Annotated in this window: 13 protein-coding genes and 1 pseudogene; 8 read left to right on the top strand and 6 right to left on the bottom strand. The window is 76.0% G+C overall.

Features of this window, described 5'->3' with window-relative positions; genetic code table 11:
- Nucleotides 1-71: 71 nt before the first annotated feature.
- Entirely contained in the window at nucleotides 72-1571 is a 1500-nt protein-coding gene (locus F7P10_RS41800; RefSeq protein WP_151017705.1) for an MFS transporter, read from the bottom strand.
- A gap of 166 nt (nucleotides 1572-1737) precedes the next feature.
- On the opposite strand from F7P10_RS41800, the gene F7P10_RS41795 reads away from it, so the two are divergent.
- Nucleotides 1738-2880: a sensor histidine kinase gene (locus tag F7P10_RS41795; protein ID WP_151017704.1), complete on the top strand. Its 1143-nt coding sequence runs from the start codon at nucleotides 1738-1740 to the stop codon at nucleotides 2878-2880.
- Nucleotides 2877-3536 carry a response regulator transcription factor gene (locus F7P10_RS41790; RefSeq protein WP_151017703.1) on the top strand — a complete coding sequence of 220 codons (660 nt, stop codon included), beginning with the start codon at nucleotides 2877-2879 and terminating at the stop codon, nucleotides 3534-3536. The genes F7P10_RS41795 and F7P10_RS41790 overlap by 4 nt, the downstream gene beginning before the upstream one ends.
- Before the next feature lie 28 nt (nucleotides 3537-3564).
- On the opposite strand, the gene F7P10_RS41785 is transcribed toward F7P10_RS41790, so the two are convergent.
- From F7P10_RS41785 to F7P10_RS41775, 3 genes are read right to left on the bottom strand one after another with little or no spacing between them, the layout of a single operon-like run.
- On the bottom strand, nucleotides 3565-4365 hold the full coding sequence (locus F7P10_RS41785) for a sugar phosphate isomerase/epimerase (protein ID WP_151017702.1): 801 nt from the start codon (nucleotides 4363-4365) through the stop codon (nucleotides 3565-3567).
- Nucleotides 4362-5525: a dihydrodipicolinate synthase family protein gene (locus tag F7P10_RS41780; protein ID WP_151018658.1), complete on the bottom strand. Its 1164-nt coding sequence runs from the start codon at nucleotides 5523-5525 to the stop codon at nucleotides 4362-4364. Before F7P10_RS41780 ends, F7P10_RS41785 begins: the two co-directional genes overlap by 4 nt.
- Before the next feature lie 44 nt (nucleotides 5526-5569).
- Nucleotides 5570-6721: a Gfo/Idh/MocA family protein gene (locus F7P10_RS41775; RefSeq protein ID WP_151017701.1), complete on the bottom strand. Its 1152-nt coding sequence runs from the start codon at nucleotides 6719-6721 to the stop codon at nucleotides 5570-5572.
- Between the two features lie 287 nt (nucleotides 6722-7008).
- Here F7P10_RS41775 and F7P10_RS41770 point away from each other — a divergent pair, with 287 nt between their 5' ends.
- Nucleotides 7009-8091 (top strand): LacI family DNA-binding transcriptional regulator, encoded by a 1083-nt coding sequence (locus tag F7P10_RS41770; protein ID WP_151017700.1) that lies wholly within the window; start codon nucleotides 7009-7011, stop codon nucleotides 8089-8091.
- Between the two features lie 35 nt (nucleotides 8092-8126).
- On the opposite strand, the gene F7P10_RS43000 is transcribed toward F7P10_RS41770, so the two are convergent.
- Entirely contained in the window at nucleotides 8127-8303 is a 177-nt protein-coding gene (locus tag F7P10_RS43000) for a hypothetical protein (RefSeq protein ID WP_176611850.1), read from the bottom strand.
- A gap of 211 nt (nucleotides 8304-8514) precedes the next feature.
- On the opposite strand from F7P10_RS43000, the gene F7P10_RS41765 reads away from it, so the two are divergent.
- Nucleotides 8515-8799: a hypothetical protein gene (locus tag F7P10_RS41765; RefSeq protein ID WP_151017699.1), complete on the top strand. Its 285-nt coding sequence runs from the start codon at nucleotides 8515-8517 to the stop codon at nucleotides 8797-8799.
- A 28-nt stretch (nucleotides 8800-8827) separates the two neighbouring features.
- Here F7P10_RS41765 and F7P10_RS41760 read toward each other — a convergent pair whose 3' ends face one another.
- A complete protein-coding gene (locus tag F7P10_RS41760) occupies nucleotides 8828-9454 on the bottom strand; it encodes a TetR/AcrR family transcriptional regulator (protein WP_151017698.1) in 627 nt (208 codons plus the stop codon).
- A 69-nt stretch (nucleotides 9455-9523) separates the two neighbouring features.
- On the opposite strand from F7P10_RS41760, the gene F7P10_RS41755 reads away from it, so the two are divergent.
- The 4 genes and pseudogenes from F7P10_RS41755 to F7P10_RS41740 all read left to right on the top strand — a co-directional run bounded on the left by F7P10_RS41755 (nucleotide 9524) and on the right by F7P10_RS41740 (nucleotide 13143).
- Nucleotides 9524-10423, top strand: a complete 900-nt coding sequence (locus F7P10_RS41755; protein ID WP_151017697.1) for a virginiamycin B lyase — start codon at nucleotides 9524-9526, stop codon at nucleotides 10421-10423.
- A 58-nt stretch (nucleotides 10424-10481) separates the two neighbouring features.
- Nucleotides 10482-11267: an RNA ligase family protein gene (locus F7P10_RS41750; protein ID WP_151017696.1), complete on the top strand. Its 786-nt coding sequence runs from the start codon at nucleotides 10482-10484 to the stop codon at nucleotides 11265-11267.
- On the top strand, nucleotides 11254-12381 hold the full coding sequence (locus tag F7P10_RS41745; RefSeq protein ID WP_151017695.1) for an AAA family ATPase: 1128 nt from the start codon (nucleotides 11254-11256) through the stop codon (nucleotides 12379-12381). The genes F7P10_RS41750 and F7P10_RS41745 overlap by 14 nt, the downstream gene beginning before the upstream one ends.
- A 67-nt stretch (nucleotides 12382-12448) precedes the next feature.
- A pseudogene (locus tag F7P10_RS41740) lies at nucleotides 12449-13143 on the top strand (SDR family oxidoreductase).
- Nucleotides 13144-13291 lie beyond the last annotated feature (148 nt).

The raw sequence follows: 13291 nt of genomic DNA, 5'->3' as shown, positions 1-13291 counted from the left end.
CCGGGGGTTCGGGCCGCACGGCCGGTCGGGACCGGGCGGGGTCGAGCGCGGGCGGGTCACTCGCGGGCGGGTCACTCGCGGGCGGCCCGCGGCGAGCCCGTCCGGGGCAGGACGGCGGCGGCGATGAGGACGGCGGCGAGCAGCAGCACGGCGCCCAGGGTGAGGCCGAGCGCGTACCCGTCGCTCAGCGTCGAGGGTGTGGCGGTGGGGCCGGTGCGGTCGTGCGCGACGGTGCCCAGGGCGGCGAGCCCGAGCGCCGCGCCGAGCTGGCGCGTGCTGTTGAGCAGGCCGGACGCCGTACCGGACTCGTGGGCCGCGACGCCCGTGGTGGCGATCGACACGACCGGCGCGAGGCAGAGCCCGAAACCGGTGCCGACGACCAGCGAGGGCCCCAGCACGTCGGCGACGAACCCGCCGCCCGGGCTGATCCGGCCGAACCACGCGAAGCCCGCCGCGGTCAGCAGCCCGCCGGTGATCAGCAGGGTGCGCGGCGCGAACCGGTAGCCGAGCCGGACGGCGAGCACCGAACCGGCGATCACGCCCAGGCCGAGCGGCATGAACTCGACCCCGGACCGGGCCGGGCCGTGGCCCAGCACGCGCTGCACGTACAGCGACACGAAGTAGAACGCCGAGGCCATGGCCGCCCCGGCCAGCAGGTTGTAGGCGTTGGCGCCGGCGACCGACCGGTTGGCCAGCAGGCCGGGCCGGACCAGCGGCTCGCGCCCGCGTACGTGCACGGCGGCCCGCTCGACCAGGACGAACGCCGCCAGCAGCGCCGCGGCGGCCGCGAGGGTGAGCAGCGTGACCGGCGAGGTCCACGCGTGCTCGCCGGCGCGGACGACGCCGAAGACCAGCAGGGTCATGCCCGCCGTGGCCAGGACGGCGCCGGGCACGTCCGGGCGGCCGACGCGGGCCGCGGGCGGGCCGGCGGCGACGCCGCGCCAGGCCAGGGCCAGCGCGACCGCGGCCATCGGCACGTTGACGAACATCACCCAGCGCCAGCCGGCGTACTCGGTGAGCAGCCCGCCGATCAGGACGCCGAAGACGCCGCCGGCGGCGTTGGTGGCGCTCCACACCCCGAACGCCCGGACACGGGCCCGTCCGGTGGGGAACGTCGTCGCCAGCAGCGCCAGCGCGGCCGGGGCGAGGGCGGCGGCGCCGACGCCCTGCGCGGCGCGGGCCGCGACGAGGTGGCCGGGCTCCTGGGCGAACCCGCCGGCGAGGGAGGCCAGGCCGAACACGCCGAGCCCGAGCAGCAGGACCCGCTTGCGCCCGTACCGGTCGGCGGCCGTGCCGCCCAGCAGGAGCAGCCCCCCGAACGCCAGGGCGTAGGCGTGGACGACCCAGGTCAGGCCCACCGGGCCGAAGCCGAGCCCGGCGGCGATCCGAGGCAGCCCGACGTTCACGACCGACAGGTCCAGCGACACCATGAACTGCACGACGGCGACGGCGGCGAGGGTGAGCCCCGGCCGGGCGCCGGAGCCCGGACCGGGCACCGGTGCGGCGGGGGAGGGCGGGCGGTTCCGCGGACCCGGATCGCCCGGCCCGCCCTTGACTGGGAACGTTCGCATGCCGGACATCCTGCGGTCCGGGCCGCCCGCCGGTCGTCATGCCCGGGACGTCTTCTCCGCCTGACGCCCGCGAAGCAGGACCGGCCCGACTACATCGCTGGGAGTAGTGATTTATTACGACCTGCCGCCGAGGACGGACCGCCCCAGGAGCCTCTAATCTGCACGAATGAAGTTCTTGACCCGGTTGGGGCCGCCCGCCCAGGACGGCCTGCTCGCCGCCGGGATGGCCGCCGTGGTGTCGGTCTTCCTGCTCGTCGAGCCCCGCGCGGGAGCGCTGGACTTCGCGGGCGCCCTGGCGGGGTCGGCCGCGCTCGTCGCGTGGCGGCGCGCACCGCTGGCGGCGCTGCTGGTCAGCACGGTCTGCATGTTCGGGGTCGCCGCGCACGTCCAGCCGGGCCCGGCGGTCGCCTACCCGGTGATGCTGTCGGTGTTCGCCGCGGTCTGGGCCGGTCACCTGCTCGCCGGGGCGGCGGCGGCCGTGGCGTTCCTCGGCGGCGGCCTGGCGGTGAACCTGCCCGGCGCCGACGACGCCGGGCAGAACCTGGAGAGCATGACGCTGCTGGTCGGCTGGTTCGTGGCGGCCGGGGTGGCGGCGATGGTGACCCGGCACCGGCAGGCCTACCTGGAGGAGGCCGAGCGGCGGGCCGCCGAGGCCGAACGCACCCGCGAGGAGGCCGCCCGGCGGCAGGCGGGCGAGGAACGGCTGCGCATCGCCCGGGAACTGCACGACTCCCTCACCCACAGCATCTCGATCATCAAGGTGCAGGCGGGGGTGGCGGTCCACCTGGCGCGCCGGCGGGGCGAGGAGGTCCCGCCCGCGCTGCTGGCGATCCAGGAGGCCGGCGGCGACGCCATGCGGGAGCTGCGCGCCACCCTGGAGGTCCTGCGCGAGCCCGGGGACCCCGACGGCGAGGCCGCGGCGAGCGGCCTCGACCGGCTGGACGAGCTGGTGGAGCGGGCCCGCTCGGCCGGGCTCCCGACCACCGTGACCGTCTCCGGAACACCGCCGGAACTGCCGCGGGAGGTGGACCGCGCCGCGTACCGGATCGTCCAGGAGGCGCTCACCAACGTCTCCCGGCACGCCGGCGGGGCCGCCGCGACGGTCCGCATCGACTACGCCGGCACCGAACTGGTCGTCCGCGTCGACGACGACGGCAAGGCCGACCCGGACGCGCCGCCGGTGCCCGGCACGGGCCTGCTCGGCATGCGCGAGCGGGTCGCGGCCCTGGGCGGGCGGCTGCGCGCCGAGCCCCGCCCCGGGGGCGGCTTCACCGTCCGCGCCCAGATCCCTTTGGGAGACCCGTCGTGATCCGCGTCCTGCTCGTGGACGACCAGGCACTCATCCGCGGCGGGTTCCGCGCCCTGCTGGAGATCGAGGACGACATCGAAGTGGCCGCCGAGGCCGCCGACGGCGAGCGGGGCGTCGCGCTGGCCCTGGAGCACCGGCCCGACGTCGCGCTGATCGACATCCAGATGCCGGTGATGGACGGCATCGAGGCGACCAGGCTGATCGCCGCGGACGAGCGGCTGCGCGACGTCCACGTCGTGATCCTCACCAACTACGGCCTCGACGAGTACGTCTTCAACGCCCTGCGCGCCGGCGCCTGCGGCTTCATGGTCAAGGACACCGAGCCCGCCGACCTGGTGCAGGGCGTCCGGGTCGCGGCACGCGGCGACGCGCTGCTGTCCCCCGCGATCACCCGCCGGCTGATCCGCGAGTACGTGGCCCGCCGCCCCGAGCCCGCGCCCGACGGGCTGGACGCGCTGACCAACCGCGAGCGTGAGGTCACCGTGCTGGTCGCCCGCGGCCTGTCCAACAACGAGATCGCCGCGCACATGGTGATCAGCCCGGCCACCGTCAAGACGCACGTCAGCCGGGTGCTGACCAAGCTGCACGTCCGGGACCGCGCCCAGCTCGTGGTGTTCGCCTACGAGTCCGGCCTGGTCGCCCCGCGCCGCGACTGAACGCGCGCCGCCTCCCCCCGGGCGGCCCTCACTCGACGTGCTCCCGGTAGCGGGCGAGGGTCAGGGCCAGCGCGTCGGGGCCCGGCATGGCCCAGAGCGCCTCGTTGAAGATCTCCACTTCGATCGGGCCGGCGTACCCGGCGGCGTCGACGGCGGCACGGAACCGCCGCAGGTCGATGCACCCGTCGCCGAGCATGCCGCGCCCGGTCAGCACGCCCTCGGGCAGCGGGGTGGTCCAGTCGGCGACCTGGAACAGCGCGATGCGGTCCTGCGCGCCCGCACGGGCGATGCCGTCCCAGACCGCCGGGTCCCACCACAGATGGTAGGTGTCGATCATCACGCCGACCTGGTCCGACGGGTGCGGCGCGGCCAGGTCGAGGGCCTGCCCGAGGGTCGCCACGACGCAGCGGTCCGAGCAGAACATCGGGTGCAGCGGCTCGATCGCGAGCCGCACCCCGTGCTCCCCCGCGTACGGGGCGACCTCGCCCAGGACGTCGGCGACGCGGGCGAGCGCGCCGTCCAGGTCCCGGGATCCCGCCGCGAGCCCGCCGCTGACCAGGCACAGGACGGGCGCGCCCAGCTCGGCGGCCTCCTCGATCGCGCGCCGGTTGACCTCCACCGCGTCCGGCTCCCCGAAGAAGCCGCCCCGGCACAGGGACGTGACGGCCAGGCCGTGGTCGCGCACGAGCCTGGCCGCCCGCGCCGCGCCGTACTCGGCGACCGGCTCGCGCCACAGGCCGACCCCGGTGACCCCGGCGGCCGCGCATCCGGCGGCCAGGTCGGGCAGCGGCCAGTGGCGCGTCGTCCACTGGTTCAGGCTGAACCTCACGCGACACCTCCCCGGACGCCGCTCGGGACGCCGCTCTGGTCGACGCCCTGGTCGACGCCCTGGTCGACGCCCTGGACGGTCAGCCAGGCGCGCATCCGGCCGGCCGCGAGATCCGGGTCGGGAAAGAGCCCGGCGGCGTCGGCGAGTTCGAACAGCCGGGCCAGGTGCGGGACGGGACGCGCGGACTCCAGGCCCCCGACCATGCGGAAATGCCGCTGGTGGCCGGCCAGCCAGGCCAGGAAGACCACCCCGGTCTTGTAGTGGAAGGTGGGCGCCTCGAACAGGTGGCGGGCCAGCGGCAGCGTCGGCGCGAACACCTCCTCGTAGGCGGCGCGGTCGCCCGCGTCCAGAGCGCGCAGCGCCGCCGCGGCGGCGGACGCGATCGGGTCGAAGACGCCCAGGAGCGCGTCACTGTGCCCGGCCTCGTCCCCGCCGATCAGCTCGGGATAGTTGAAGTCGTCACCGGTGTACAGCCGCACGCCCGCCGGCAGGCGGCGCCGGAACGCGATCTCGCGGCCGGCGTCCAGCAGCGAGATCTTCACCCCGTCGATCCGGGACACGTGCGCGCCGATCAGCTCCAGCAGCGCCGACGCGGCGGCGTCCAGGTCGGAGGAGCCCCAGTAGCCCTCCAGCGCCGGGTCGAACATCGGGCCCAGCCAGTGCAGGACGGCCGGGCGCCGCAGCTGCGGCAGCAGCCGCCCGTACACCGCCGCGTAGTCGCCGGGGGTGCGGGCCGACGCGGCGAGCTGGCGGCTGGCCATCAGGACGGGGACGGCGCCGGCGTCCTCGACGACCGCGAGCTGCTCCTCGTAGGCGGCGGCGATCGCCTCCAGCGGCGCCGGGCCGGGCGGGAGCTGGTCGGTGCCCGCGCCGCAGACGATCCGGCCGCCGCACTCCCGGGCCGCCCGCCCGCTGCGGGCGATCAGCTCCCGGGTCACCGCCCAGTCCAGGCCCATGCCGCGCTGCGCGGTGTCCATCGCCTCGGCCACGCCGAGGCCGTGCGCCCACAGGTGGCGGCGGAACGCCAGGGTGGCGTCCCAGTCCAGCGTCCCGCCCGGCCCGCCGCCGCCGAACGGGTCGGCGACCACGTGCGCGGCGGCGTAGGCGACGCGGGACGCGAAGGGCGCGGGGGACGCGGCGAACGCCCGCGGCTCCCCCATCGTGTGCGGGACGAGCGTGCCGTCCGGGCGCGGGAGGTGGAGCTTCACCGCGACAGCTCCGGCACCTCGAGGCGGCGGCCCTCCCGCCAGGCGCGCAGCCCCAGCTCGGCGAGCTGCACGCCGCGCGCCCCGGCGTAGAGGTCCCACGGGAACGGCGCGTCCTCGGCGACGTGCCGCAGGAACATCTCCCACTGCGCCTTGAACCCGTTGTCGAACTCGGCGTTGTCGGGGACCTCCTGCCACTGCGCCCGGAAGTCCTCGGTGGCGGGCAGGTCGGGGTTCCACACCGGCTTGGGGGTCGTGGAGCGGTGCTGGACGCGGCAGCGGCGCAGGCCCGCGACCGCCGAGCCCTCGGTCCCGTCCACCTGGAACTCCACCAGCTCGTCGCGGAACACCCGGGTGGTCCACGAGGAGTTGACCTGCGCGATGATCCCGCCGTCCAGCTCGAAGATCCCGTAGGCGGCGTCGTCGGCGGTGGCCGCGTAGGGCTTGCCGTTCTCGTCGAACCGCTGGGGGACGTGGGTGGCGCCCAGCGCCTGCACCGACCGGACCGGCGCGATGACGCCGTCCAGCACGTACCGCCAGTGGCAGAACATGTCGAGGATGATCCCGCCGCCGTCCTCGGCCCGGTAGTTCCAGCTGGGCCGCTGCGCCTCCTGCCAGTCGCCCTCGAACACCCAGTACCCGAACTCGCCGCGCACCGACAGGATCCGCCCGAAGAACCCGCCGTCCACCAGCCGCTTCAGCTTGAGCAGGCCCGGCAGGAACAGCTTGTCCTGGACGACGCCGTGCTTGACGCCCGCGTCCTCGGCGAGCCGGGCCAGCGCCAGGGCGTCCTGGAGGCTTTCGGCGGTCGGCTTCTCGGTGTAGACGTGCTTGCCCGCCGCGACGGCGGCGCGGATCGCCTCGGCGCGCGCGCTCGTCACCTGCGCGTCGAAGTAGATCTCGGTGCCGGGGCGGGCGAGGGCCTCGGCCAGGTCGGTGGTCCAGGCGGTGAGGCCGTGCCGCCCGGCGAGTTCGCGCAGCTTGGCCTCGCTGCGCCCCACCAGCACCGGCTCGGGCCACAGCAGGGTGCCGTCGGCCAGCCGCAGCCCGCCCTGCTCCCTGATCCCGAGGATCGAGCGGAGGAGGTGCTGGCGGTACCCCATCCGGCCGGTGACGCCGTTCATGACGATCCCGATCGACCTGCGTTCCATCCCTGTCCCTTCGGTTGTCGTGCGCGCCGGCGTGCGGCCCGCCGCACGCCGGTCCCCCGAGTCGGTCGGCGGCCGCGCCGGCGCCCGCGCTCCCCCGCGCCCGGCGCCGCCCCGGGGCGTCCGCCGACGGGTCGTCGTGCCCCCACCGGCCATGGCTCCCCCGGGCGATTGTCAGGAAAGCGCATTCAGAAAGCGCTTTCTGGTGTACCGTAGGAAGCATCGCCGACGCGGTCAAGAGGGTCCGGCCGAAGATCCGCCGCGAGGCAGGCTCCAGCGAGGGGGCGGTGATGACGGAAGCGGCGGAGGGCTCCCGCGCCGGCGACCGCGCGTCCGGCCGCGGGTCCGAGCGCGGTTACGTGACCCTGCAGGACGTCGCGCGGGCGGCCGAGGTCTCGCTGGCGACGGCGTCGCGCGTCCTGAACGGCACCTCGCAGGTGCGGGCCGACCTGCGGGAGCGGGTGCTGGCGGCCGCGGCGGCGCTGAGCTACACGCCGAACGCGCACGCGCAGGCGCTGGCCAGCGCGTCCAGCTCGGCGGTCGGGGTCGTCTGCCACGACGTCAGCGACCCGTACTTCGCCGCGGTGGCCCGCGGCGTGATGGCCACCGCCGCCGAGCACGGGATGCTGGTGATGCTGGCCAGCACGTTCCGCGACCCGGCCCGCGAGGTGGAGTACGTGGCGATGCTGCGGGCCCAGCGGGCCCGCGCGATCCTGCTGATCGGGTCGGGGTTCGAGGACCGCGAGTGGGAGCGTTCGCTGGGCGCGGAGCTGGAGCCCTACCAGCGCACGGGCGGGCGGGTGGCGGTGCTCAGCCGGCACCGCAGCCTGAAGGTCGACGCGGTGCTGCCGCAGAACCGGGAGGGTGCGGCCGACCTCGGCCGCGCGCTGCTCGGGCTGGGGCACCGCGAGTTCGCGGTGCTGGCCGGGCCGCGGGCGCTGACCACCGTGGCGGACCGGCTCGCGGGGTTCGCGGAGGCGCTGGCGGACGCGGGGGTGCCGCTGCCGGAGGAGCGGATCGTCGAGGCGGCCTTCACCCGGGACGGCGGCTACGCCGCCGCGGCCGAGCTGCTGCGCCGCGGCGAGCGTCCGACCTGCGTGTTCGCGGTGACGGACGTGATGGCGGTCGGTGCGCTGGCGGCGCTGCGCGACCACGGGGTGCGGGTGCCGGAGGAGATGTCGCTGGCGGGGTTCGACGACATCCCGATCGTCGGGGACCTGACGCCGCCGCTGACGACCGTCGCGCTGCCGCTGGGCGAGATGGGCGAGCGGGTGATGGGCCTGGCGCTGCGCCCGCCGGCGGGCCGCCGGAGCCGCATCGAGCGCGTCGCGGGCCGGGTCGTCCTGCGCGCCAGCACCGCCCCGCCCCGCTGAGCCGCCCCGCTGAGCCGCCGCGCCGGCGGCCGCGATCACCCGGGCGGGGTGCACTCCAGGCCGAGCAGGCCGGCGAGGTCGCGGAGCGCCTTTTCGTAGATCGGCTCGAGGTCGGAGTTGACGAAGTCGAGCTGGTCGAGCACCTCCGTGCACGGCAGCCCCCACAGCCGGATCCAGCAGGACATGGCGGTGTGCAGGGCCTCGAGCGGCATGTCGAGGCCGAGCGCGTCGGAGCAGGCGCGCAGCTGCTCGCAAGCGCGGGATGCACTGACCGCGCGGAAGGGGAGGCGGCGGCGACGACGGGACGTGGCCCAGCGCCTCCCGTGGCGCCGGGGTCGTTTCCTTGGCCCGCGCATTGCCTTAGGCCCGTACCCAGGGGGAAGTGTGCCGTCGTTGACACCGGACCAGCACAGGGAGCGGAGCATGGTGAAGCAGCTGCAGAAGATCGGCCTGTCGTCGAACTCCATGTACGCGATGGGGTTCGCCTCGATCGGCCTGTCGGTGGCCGCGTGGGCCGCGTCGCTGCGGATCGAGTCGGCGGGCATGGAGCGGGCCGACCGGTGGGGGATCTTCGTCGGGCAGTGGGCGCCGACGTTCTTCGCGCTGGGCTGCGCGATGCGCATGGAGGAGCGTTGGGGCGCCCGGGGCCGGCACGAGGAGTCCGCCTACGAGGGCGGGGAGATCCGCGAGCCGATGCACGTCGGCTAGCGGCGCCGGCCCTCGGGCCGGGCCCGCCTCAGCCGTCCGGGCGGACGAGCGCGCCGGCGCGGGCGGCCGTGCAGGCCGCCGCGGCGGCGCGGTCGGCGGCGGCCTCGTCCAGCGGCTCGCCGGTGACGAACAGCCGGTAGTACAGGGGCGCCACGGCGAGCCGGACGACCTCGGCCGCGTCCGTCCCGGGCGGGACCTCGCCGCGCGCGGCGGCGCGGTCGACGACGGCCGCGGCGTCGGCGTGGCGGCGCGCGAAGAAGCGGTGCAGGGCCCCGGCGGCGGCGCCGCTCTGCCCGGCGGCCAGCACGAACGCGCGGGCGACGGGTCCTTCCCCGGGGTCGGCGAACCCGTCGTGGACGAGCCGGGCGATGCCCCGCAGGTCGCCCTCCAGGGTGCCGGTGTCGGGGACGGGCCACGGCTCGGCGGCGGCGATCTCCAGGGCGTCGGCGACGAGCCCGTCGGCGTCGCCCCAGCGCCGGTAGACGGTGGTCTTGTGGACGCCCGAGCGGGCGGCGACGGCCTCGACCGACAGCCCCCGGTAGCCGTGCCCGGCCAGCTCGGCGAGGGTGGCGCGGCGGACGGCGTCGCGGACGCGGGCGGTGCGGCCGCCCGGCCGGACGCTCCCGGGCGCGGCTCCCGGCTCCCTCGGGTTCATGCCCGCAACTTAACACAACGAGAGTTGCGTTAGCCTGTCCGGCGTCGACCGAGCGACCCGGAGGAGCCGATGCAGCACGTCACGATCGAGGAACTGAAGGTGGCCGGCCCCGGCGCGGGCCCCTACGCGATCACCGCGGGCCCGGACGGGGCGCTGTGGTTCACGCTCGTGCACGCCGGGCGGATCGGCCGCGTCACCGCGGACGGGCGGTTCACGCTGCTGCCCGCCGAGCCCTTCGACGGCGACCCGATGATCATCGCCCCGGGCCCGGACGGCGCCCTGTGGTTCACCGAGTTCCAGGGGGACCGGATCGGCCGCGCCGACGCCGGCGGCGCGGTGACCCGGTTCGAGGTGCCGGGCGGCGGCGGCCCCTGCGGGATCGCGGCCGGCCCGGACGGCGGGCTGTGGTTCACCCTCATGCGCACCGGCGAACTCGGCCGCATCGGCACCGGTCCGCGCGCGGGCGGGCCGATCACGCGCGTCCCCGTGCCCGTCCCGGGCGGCATGCCCTCGATGATCATCGCGGGGCCCGACGGCGCGCTGTGGTTCACGCTCAACCAGGGGGACGCGATCGGCCGGGCGACGCCCGCCGGGGAGGTGACCGTCCACCCGCTGCCGACCGCGGGCGCCGCGCCCGTCGGGATCACCGCGGGTCCGGACGGGGCGCTGTGGTTCACCGAGATCGGGGCGGGGCGGATCGGGCGGATCGGCACGGCGGGCGAGGTCGCCGAGTTCGCCCTGCCCGACCCGGCGGCGCGCCCGCACGCGATCGTGACCGGCCCGGACGGGGCGCTGTGGTTCACCGAGTGGGGCACCGCGAGCGTGGGCCGCATCACCGTGGACGGCCGCGTCACCGAGCATCCGCTCCCGACACCCGGCTGCGAGCCGCACGGCATCGCCGCCGGGCCCGACGGCGCCCTGTGGGTGGCGCTGGAGACCGGCTCGCTCGCCCGCGTCCACCCCGGCTGACCTGCCCCGGCGGGAAAACCGGTTGGCACGGCGGCCGGGGTTCGTTACAACGGTCCGCATGCTCCGCAAGTACCCCCGCACCCGGCATATCGCGGGATCCCGGCTGCAGCCGGGCGACCACGACCTGGCGGCGGCGCCGTTCCGGGAGGTCGCCGGGCGCTTCCTGGTGGTGGAGGAGAAGCTGGACGGCGCCAACGCCGGCGTCAGCTTCACCTCCGGCGGGGAGCTGCGGCTGCAGAGCCGCGGGCACTACCTGACCGGCGGCCCCCGGGAACGGCAGTTCGGGCCCCTGAAGGCGTGGGCGGCGTCGGTCCAGCACGTGCTGTGGGAGCGGCTGCGCGACCGGTACGTCATGTACGGCGAGTGGCTGTACGCCAAGCACACCGTCTTCTACGACGCGCTCCCCCACTACTTCTGCGAGTTCGACGTCCTGGACACCGCCGACGGGACGTTCCTGTCGACGGCGCGGCGGCGGGAGCTGCTGGCCGGGACGCCGGTGGTGCACGTGCCCGTCCTGCACGAGGGCCCGGTCGGCGATCTGGCGGACCTGACCGCGCTGGCCGGCCCGTCCACGTGCCGGACGCCGGGCTGGCGGGACGCGCTGCGCGCGGCGGCGGAGGCGGGCGGCGCCGACCCCGCGCAGGTGGACAGGGAGACCGACGGCGCCGAGGAGATGGAGGGCCTCTACCTGAAGGTGGAGGAGGACGGGCTGACCGTCGACCGGTTCAAGTGGGTGCGGGCGAGCTTCCTGACGGCGATCCTGGACTCGGGGACGCACTGGCGGGACCGTCCGATCGTCGCCAACGGCCTGGCCGACCCGGGGGTGCTGTATGCGGGTGTTTGAGGAACTGTGCCCGGCGCCGCCGGACTGGGAGGTGCCGTGGGACCGGGTCCGGGACGCGTTCGCGTGGGTGCGGGACATGGCGGGCGTGCCGCAGGACGCCGTCTACCACGGTGAGGGCGACGTCGAGGTGCACACGCGGATGGCGTGCGAGGCGCTGGCGGGCCTGCCGGGCTGGCGGGCGCGGCCCCCGGACGAGCGTGTGCGGCTGTTCGCGGCCGTCCTGATGCACGACATCGCCAAGCCGCACTGCACCCGCGTCGAGGACGGCGGGCGCATCACCGCGCGCGGGCATTCGCGGCGCGGCGACCTGATGGTGCGGCGGATCCTGTGGGAGACGGGCGCGCCGGTCGCGTGGCGCGAGCACGTGGCCGCGCTGATCCGGCACCACCAGGTGCCTTTCTGGGCGCTGGAGCGCCCGGACCTGCAGCAGATCGCGTTCCGGGTGAGCCTGCTGGCCCGCAACGACGATCTGGTGCTGCTGGCCTCGGCCGACATCCTGGGCCGGATCTGCCCCGACACCGAGGAGCTGCTGGACAACGTCGGCCTGTACGGGGAGTACTGCGCGGAGCAGGAGTGCCTGGAGGTGCCGCGCGCGTTCCCCTCCGACCACGCCCGGTTCTGGTACTTCCGCAAGCCGGGCCGCGATCCCGGCTACGCCGCCTACGACGACACGCGGCTGACCGCGACGATCCTGTCGGGGCTGCCGGGCGCCGGCAAGGACACCTGGATCGCCGCGCACCGCCCGGACGCGCCGGTGGTGAGCCTGGACCGGCTGCGGGCGGAGATGGGCGTCTCCCCCGCCGGGGACCAGCGGGCGGTGGCGGCGGCCGCGCACGAGCTGGCGCGGGAGCATCTGCGGGCCGGCCGGTCGTTCGTGTGGAACGCCACGAACGTGTCGCGGACGCAGCGCGAGCTGTGCACGGGCCTGGTCGCGGGGTACCGGGGCCGGGTCGAGCTGGTGGCGCTGGAGGCGCCGCCGGAGGTGCTGCGGGGCCGCAACCGGGGCCGCTCCGCGCCCGTCCCGGACGCGGTGATCGACCGGCTCGTGCGCCGCTGGGAGACCCCGGACCCGACCGAGGGGCACCGCGTCGACTGGGTGAGCACAGCCGGGTGAGCACGCCCGGGCCGTTCCCGGCGGGCCGCTTTGACAGCCGGGCCGCCGCGGCGGCAGGGTTCGCCGGGTGGACAACGGTGATCGTGTCGCGCTGGTGACGGGGGCGGGTTCGGGGATCGGCGCCGCGGTCGCGCTCGCGCTGCTGGACGCGGGGTGGCGGGTCGTGTGCTGGCGGTCACCGCGGACGTCACCGACCCGGCGTCGGTCGGCGCGCTGTTCGGTGCCGTCGCCGACCGGTGGGGGCGGCTGGACCTGCTGGTCAACAACGCCGGGGTGTTCGGCGCGCCCGCGCCCGTCGAGGACTTCGCGCACGAGGAGTGGCGCCGGGTCCTGGACACCAACCTCACCGGCGCGTTCCTGTGCGCGCGGGCGGCGTTCGGGATGATGCGGGACCAGGAGCCGCGGGGCGGGCGCATCATCAACAACGGGTCGCTGTCGGCGCACACGCCGCGCCCCCGGTCGGTGGCCTACACCGCGAGCAAGCACGCCGTGACCGGGCTGACCAAGTCGCTGTCGCTGGAGGGGCGCCCGTACGGGATCGCGTGCGGGCAAATCGACGTGGGCAACGCGGCGACGGAGATGACGGGCGGGTTCGCGGCGGGCGCCCTGCAGGCCGACGGTTCGGTGCGGCCCGAGCCGGTGATGGACGCGGGGCACGTCGCCGAGGCCGTCCTGTACATGGCGGGGCTGCCGCCGGAGGCGAACGTGCAGTTCATGACGGTGATGGCGACGGCGATGCCCTCGTTCGTGGGCCGCGGCTGACGCCGTCCGCCCGGGGGCCCGGGCCCGCGGCGGCGGTGGCGGCGCCGCGCCCGCCGTCGCCGACGTTTAGGCGCGGCGGAGGGGGAACGCATTTACCGCGTCGAGATCACGCTTGGAATCCACAGGACGCGGGAGGGAGCCGGAAGCG

This window comes from Actinomadura sp. WMMB 499 (assembly GCF_008824145.1).
GTDB lineage: Bacteria > Actinomycetota > Actinomycetes > Streptosporangiales > Streptosporangiaceae > Spirillospora.
Note: the sequence above shows the minus strand (reverse complement) of the source record. Positions and strands in the feature narration are given on the sequence as shown.

What these genes read in the sequence shown, in the direction of transcription:
- F7P10_RS41800 (WP_151017705.1), bottom strand. Translation starts at nt 1,571, where the DNA reads ATGCGAACGTTCCCAGTCAAGGGCGGGCCGGGCGATCCGGGTCCGCGG.
- F7P10_RS41795 (WP_151017704.1), top strand. Translation starts at nt 1,738, where the DNA reads ATGAAGTTCTTGACCCGGTTGGGGCCGCCCGCCCAGGACGGCCTGCTC.
- F7P10_RS41780 (WP_151018658.1), bottom strand. Translation starts at nt 5,525, where the DNA reads ATGGGGGAGCCGCGGGCGTTCGCCGCGTCCCCCGCGCCCTTCGCGTCC.
- F7P10_RS41775 (WP_151017701.1), bottom strand. Translation starts at nt 6,721, where the DNA reads ATGGAACGCAGGTCGATCGGGATCGTCATGAACGGCGTCACCGGCCGG.
- F7P10_RS41770 (WP_151017700.1), top strand. Translation starts at nt 7,009, where the DNA reads ATGACGGAAGCGGCGGAGGGCTCCCGCGCCGGCGACCGCGCGTCCGGC.
- F7P10_RS43000 (WP_176611850.1), bottom strand. Translation starts at nt 8,303, where the DNA reads ATGCCGCTCGAGGCCCTGCACACCGCCATGTCCTGCTGGATCCGGCTG.
- F7P10_RS41765 (WP_151017699.1), top strand. Translation starts at nt 8,515, where the DNA reads ATGGTGAAGCAGCTGCAGAAGATCGGCCTGTCGTCGAACTCCATGTAC.
- F7P10_RS41760 (WP_151017698.1), bottom strand. Translation starts at nt 9,454, where the DNA reads ATGAACCCGAGGGAGCCGGGAGCCGCGCCCGGGAGCGTCCGGCCGGGC.
- F7P10_RS41755 (WP_151017697.1), top strand. Translation starts at nt 9,524, where the DNA reads ATGCAGCACGTCACGATCGAGGAACTGAAGGTGGCCGGCCCCGGCGCG.
- F7P10_RS41750 (WP_151017696.1), top strand. Translation starts at nt 10,482, where the DNA reads ATGCTCCGCAAGTACCCCCGCACCCGGCATATCGCGGGATCCCGGCTG.
- F7P10_RS41745 (WP_151017695.1), top strand. Translation starts at nt 11,254, where the DNA reads ATGCGGGTGTTTGAGGAACTGTGCCCGGCGCCGCCGGACTGGGAGGTG.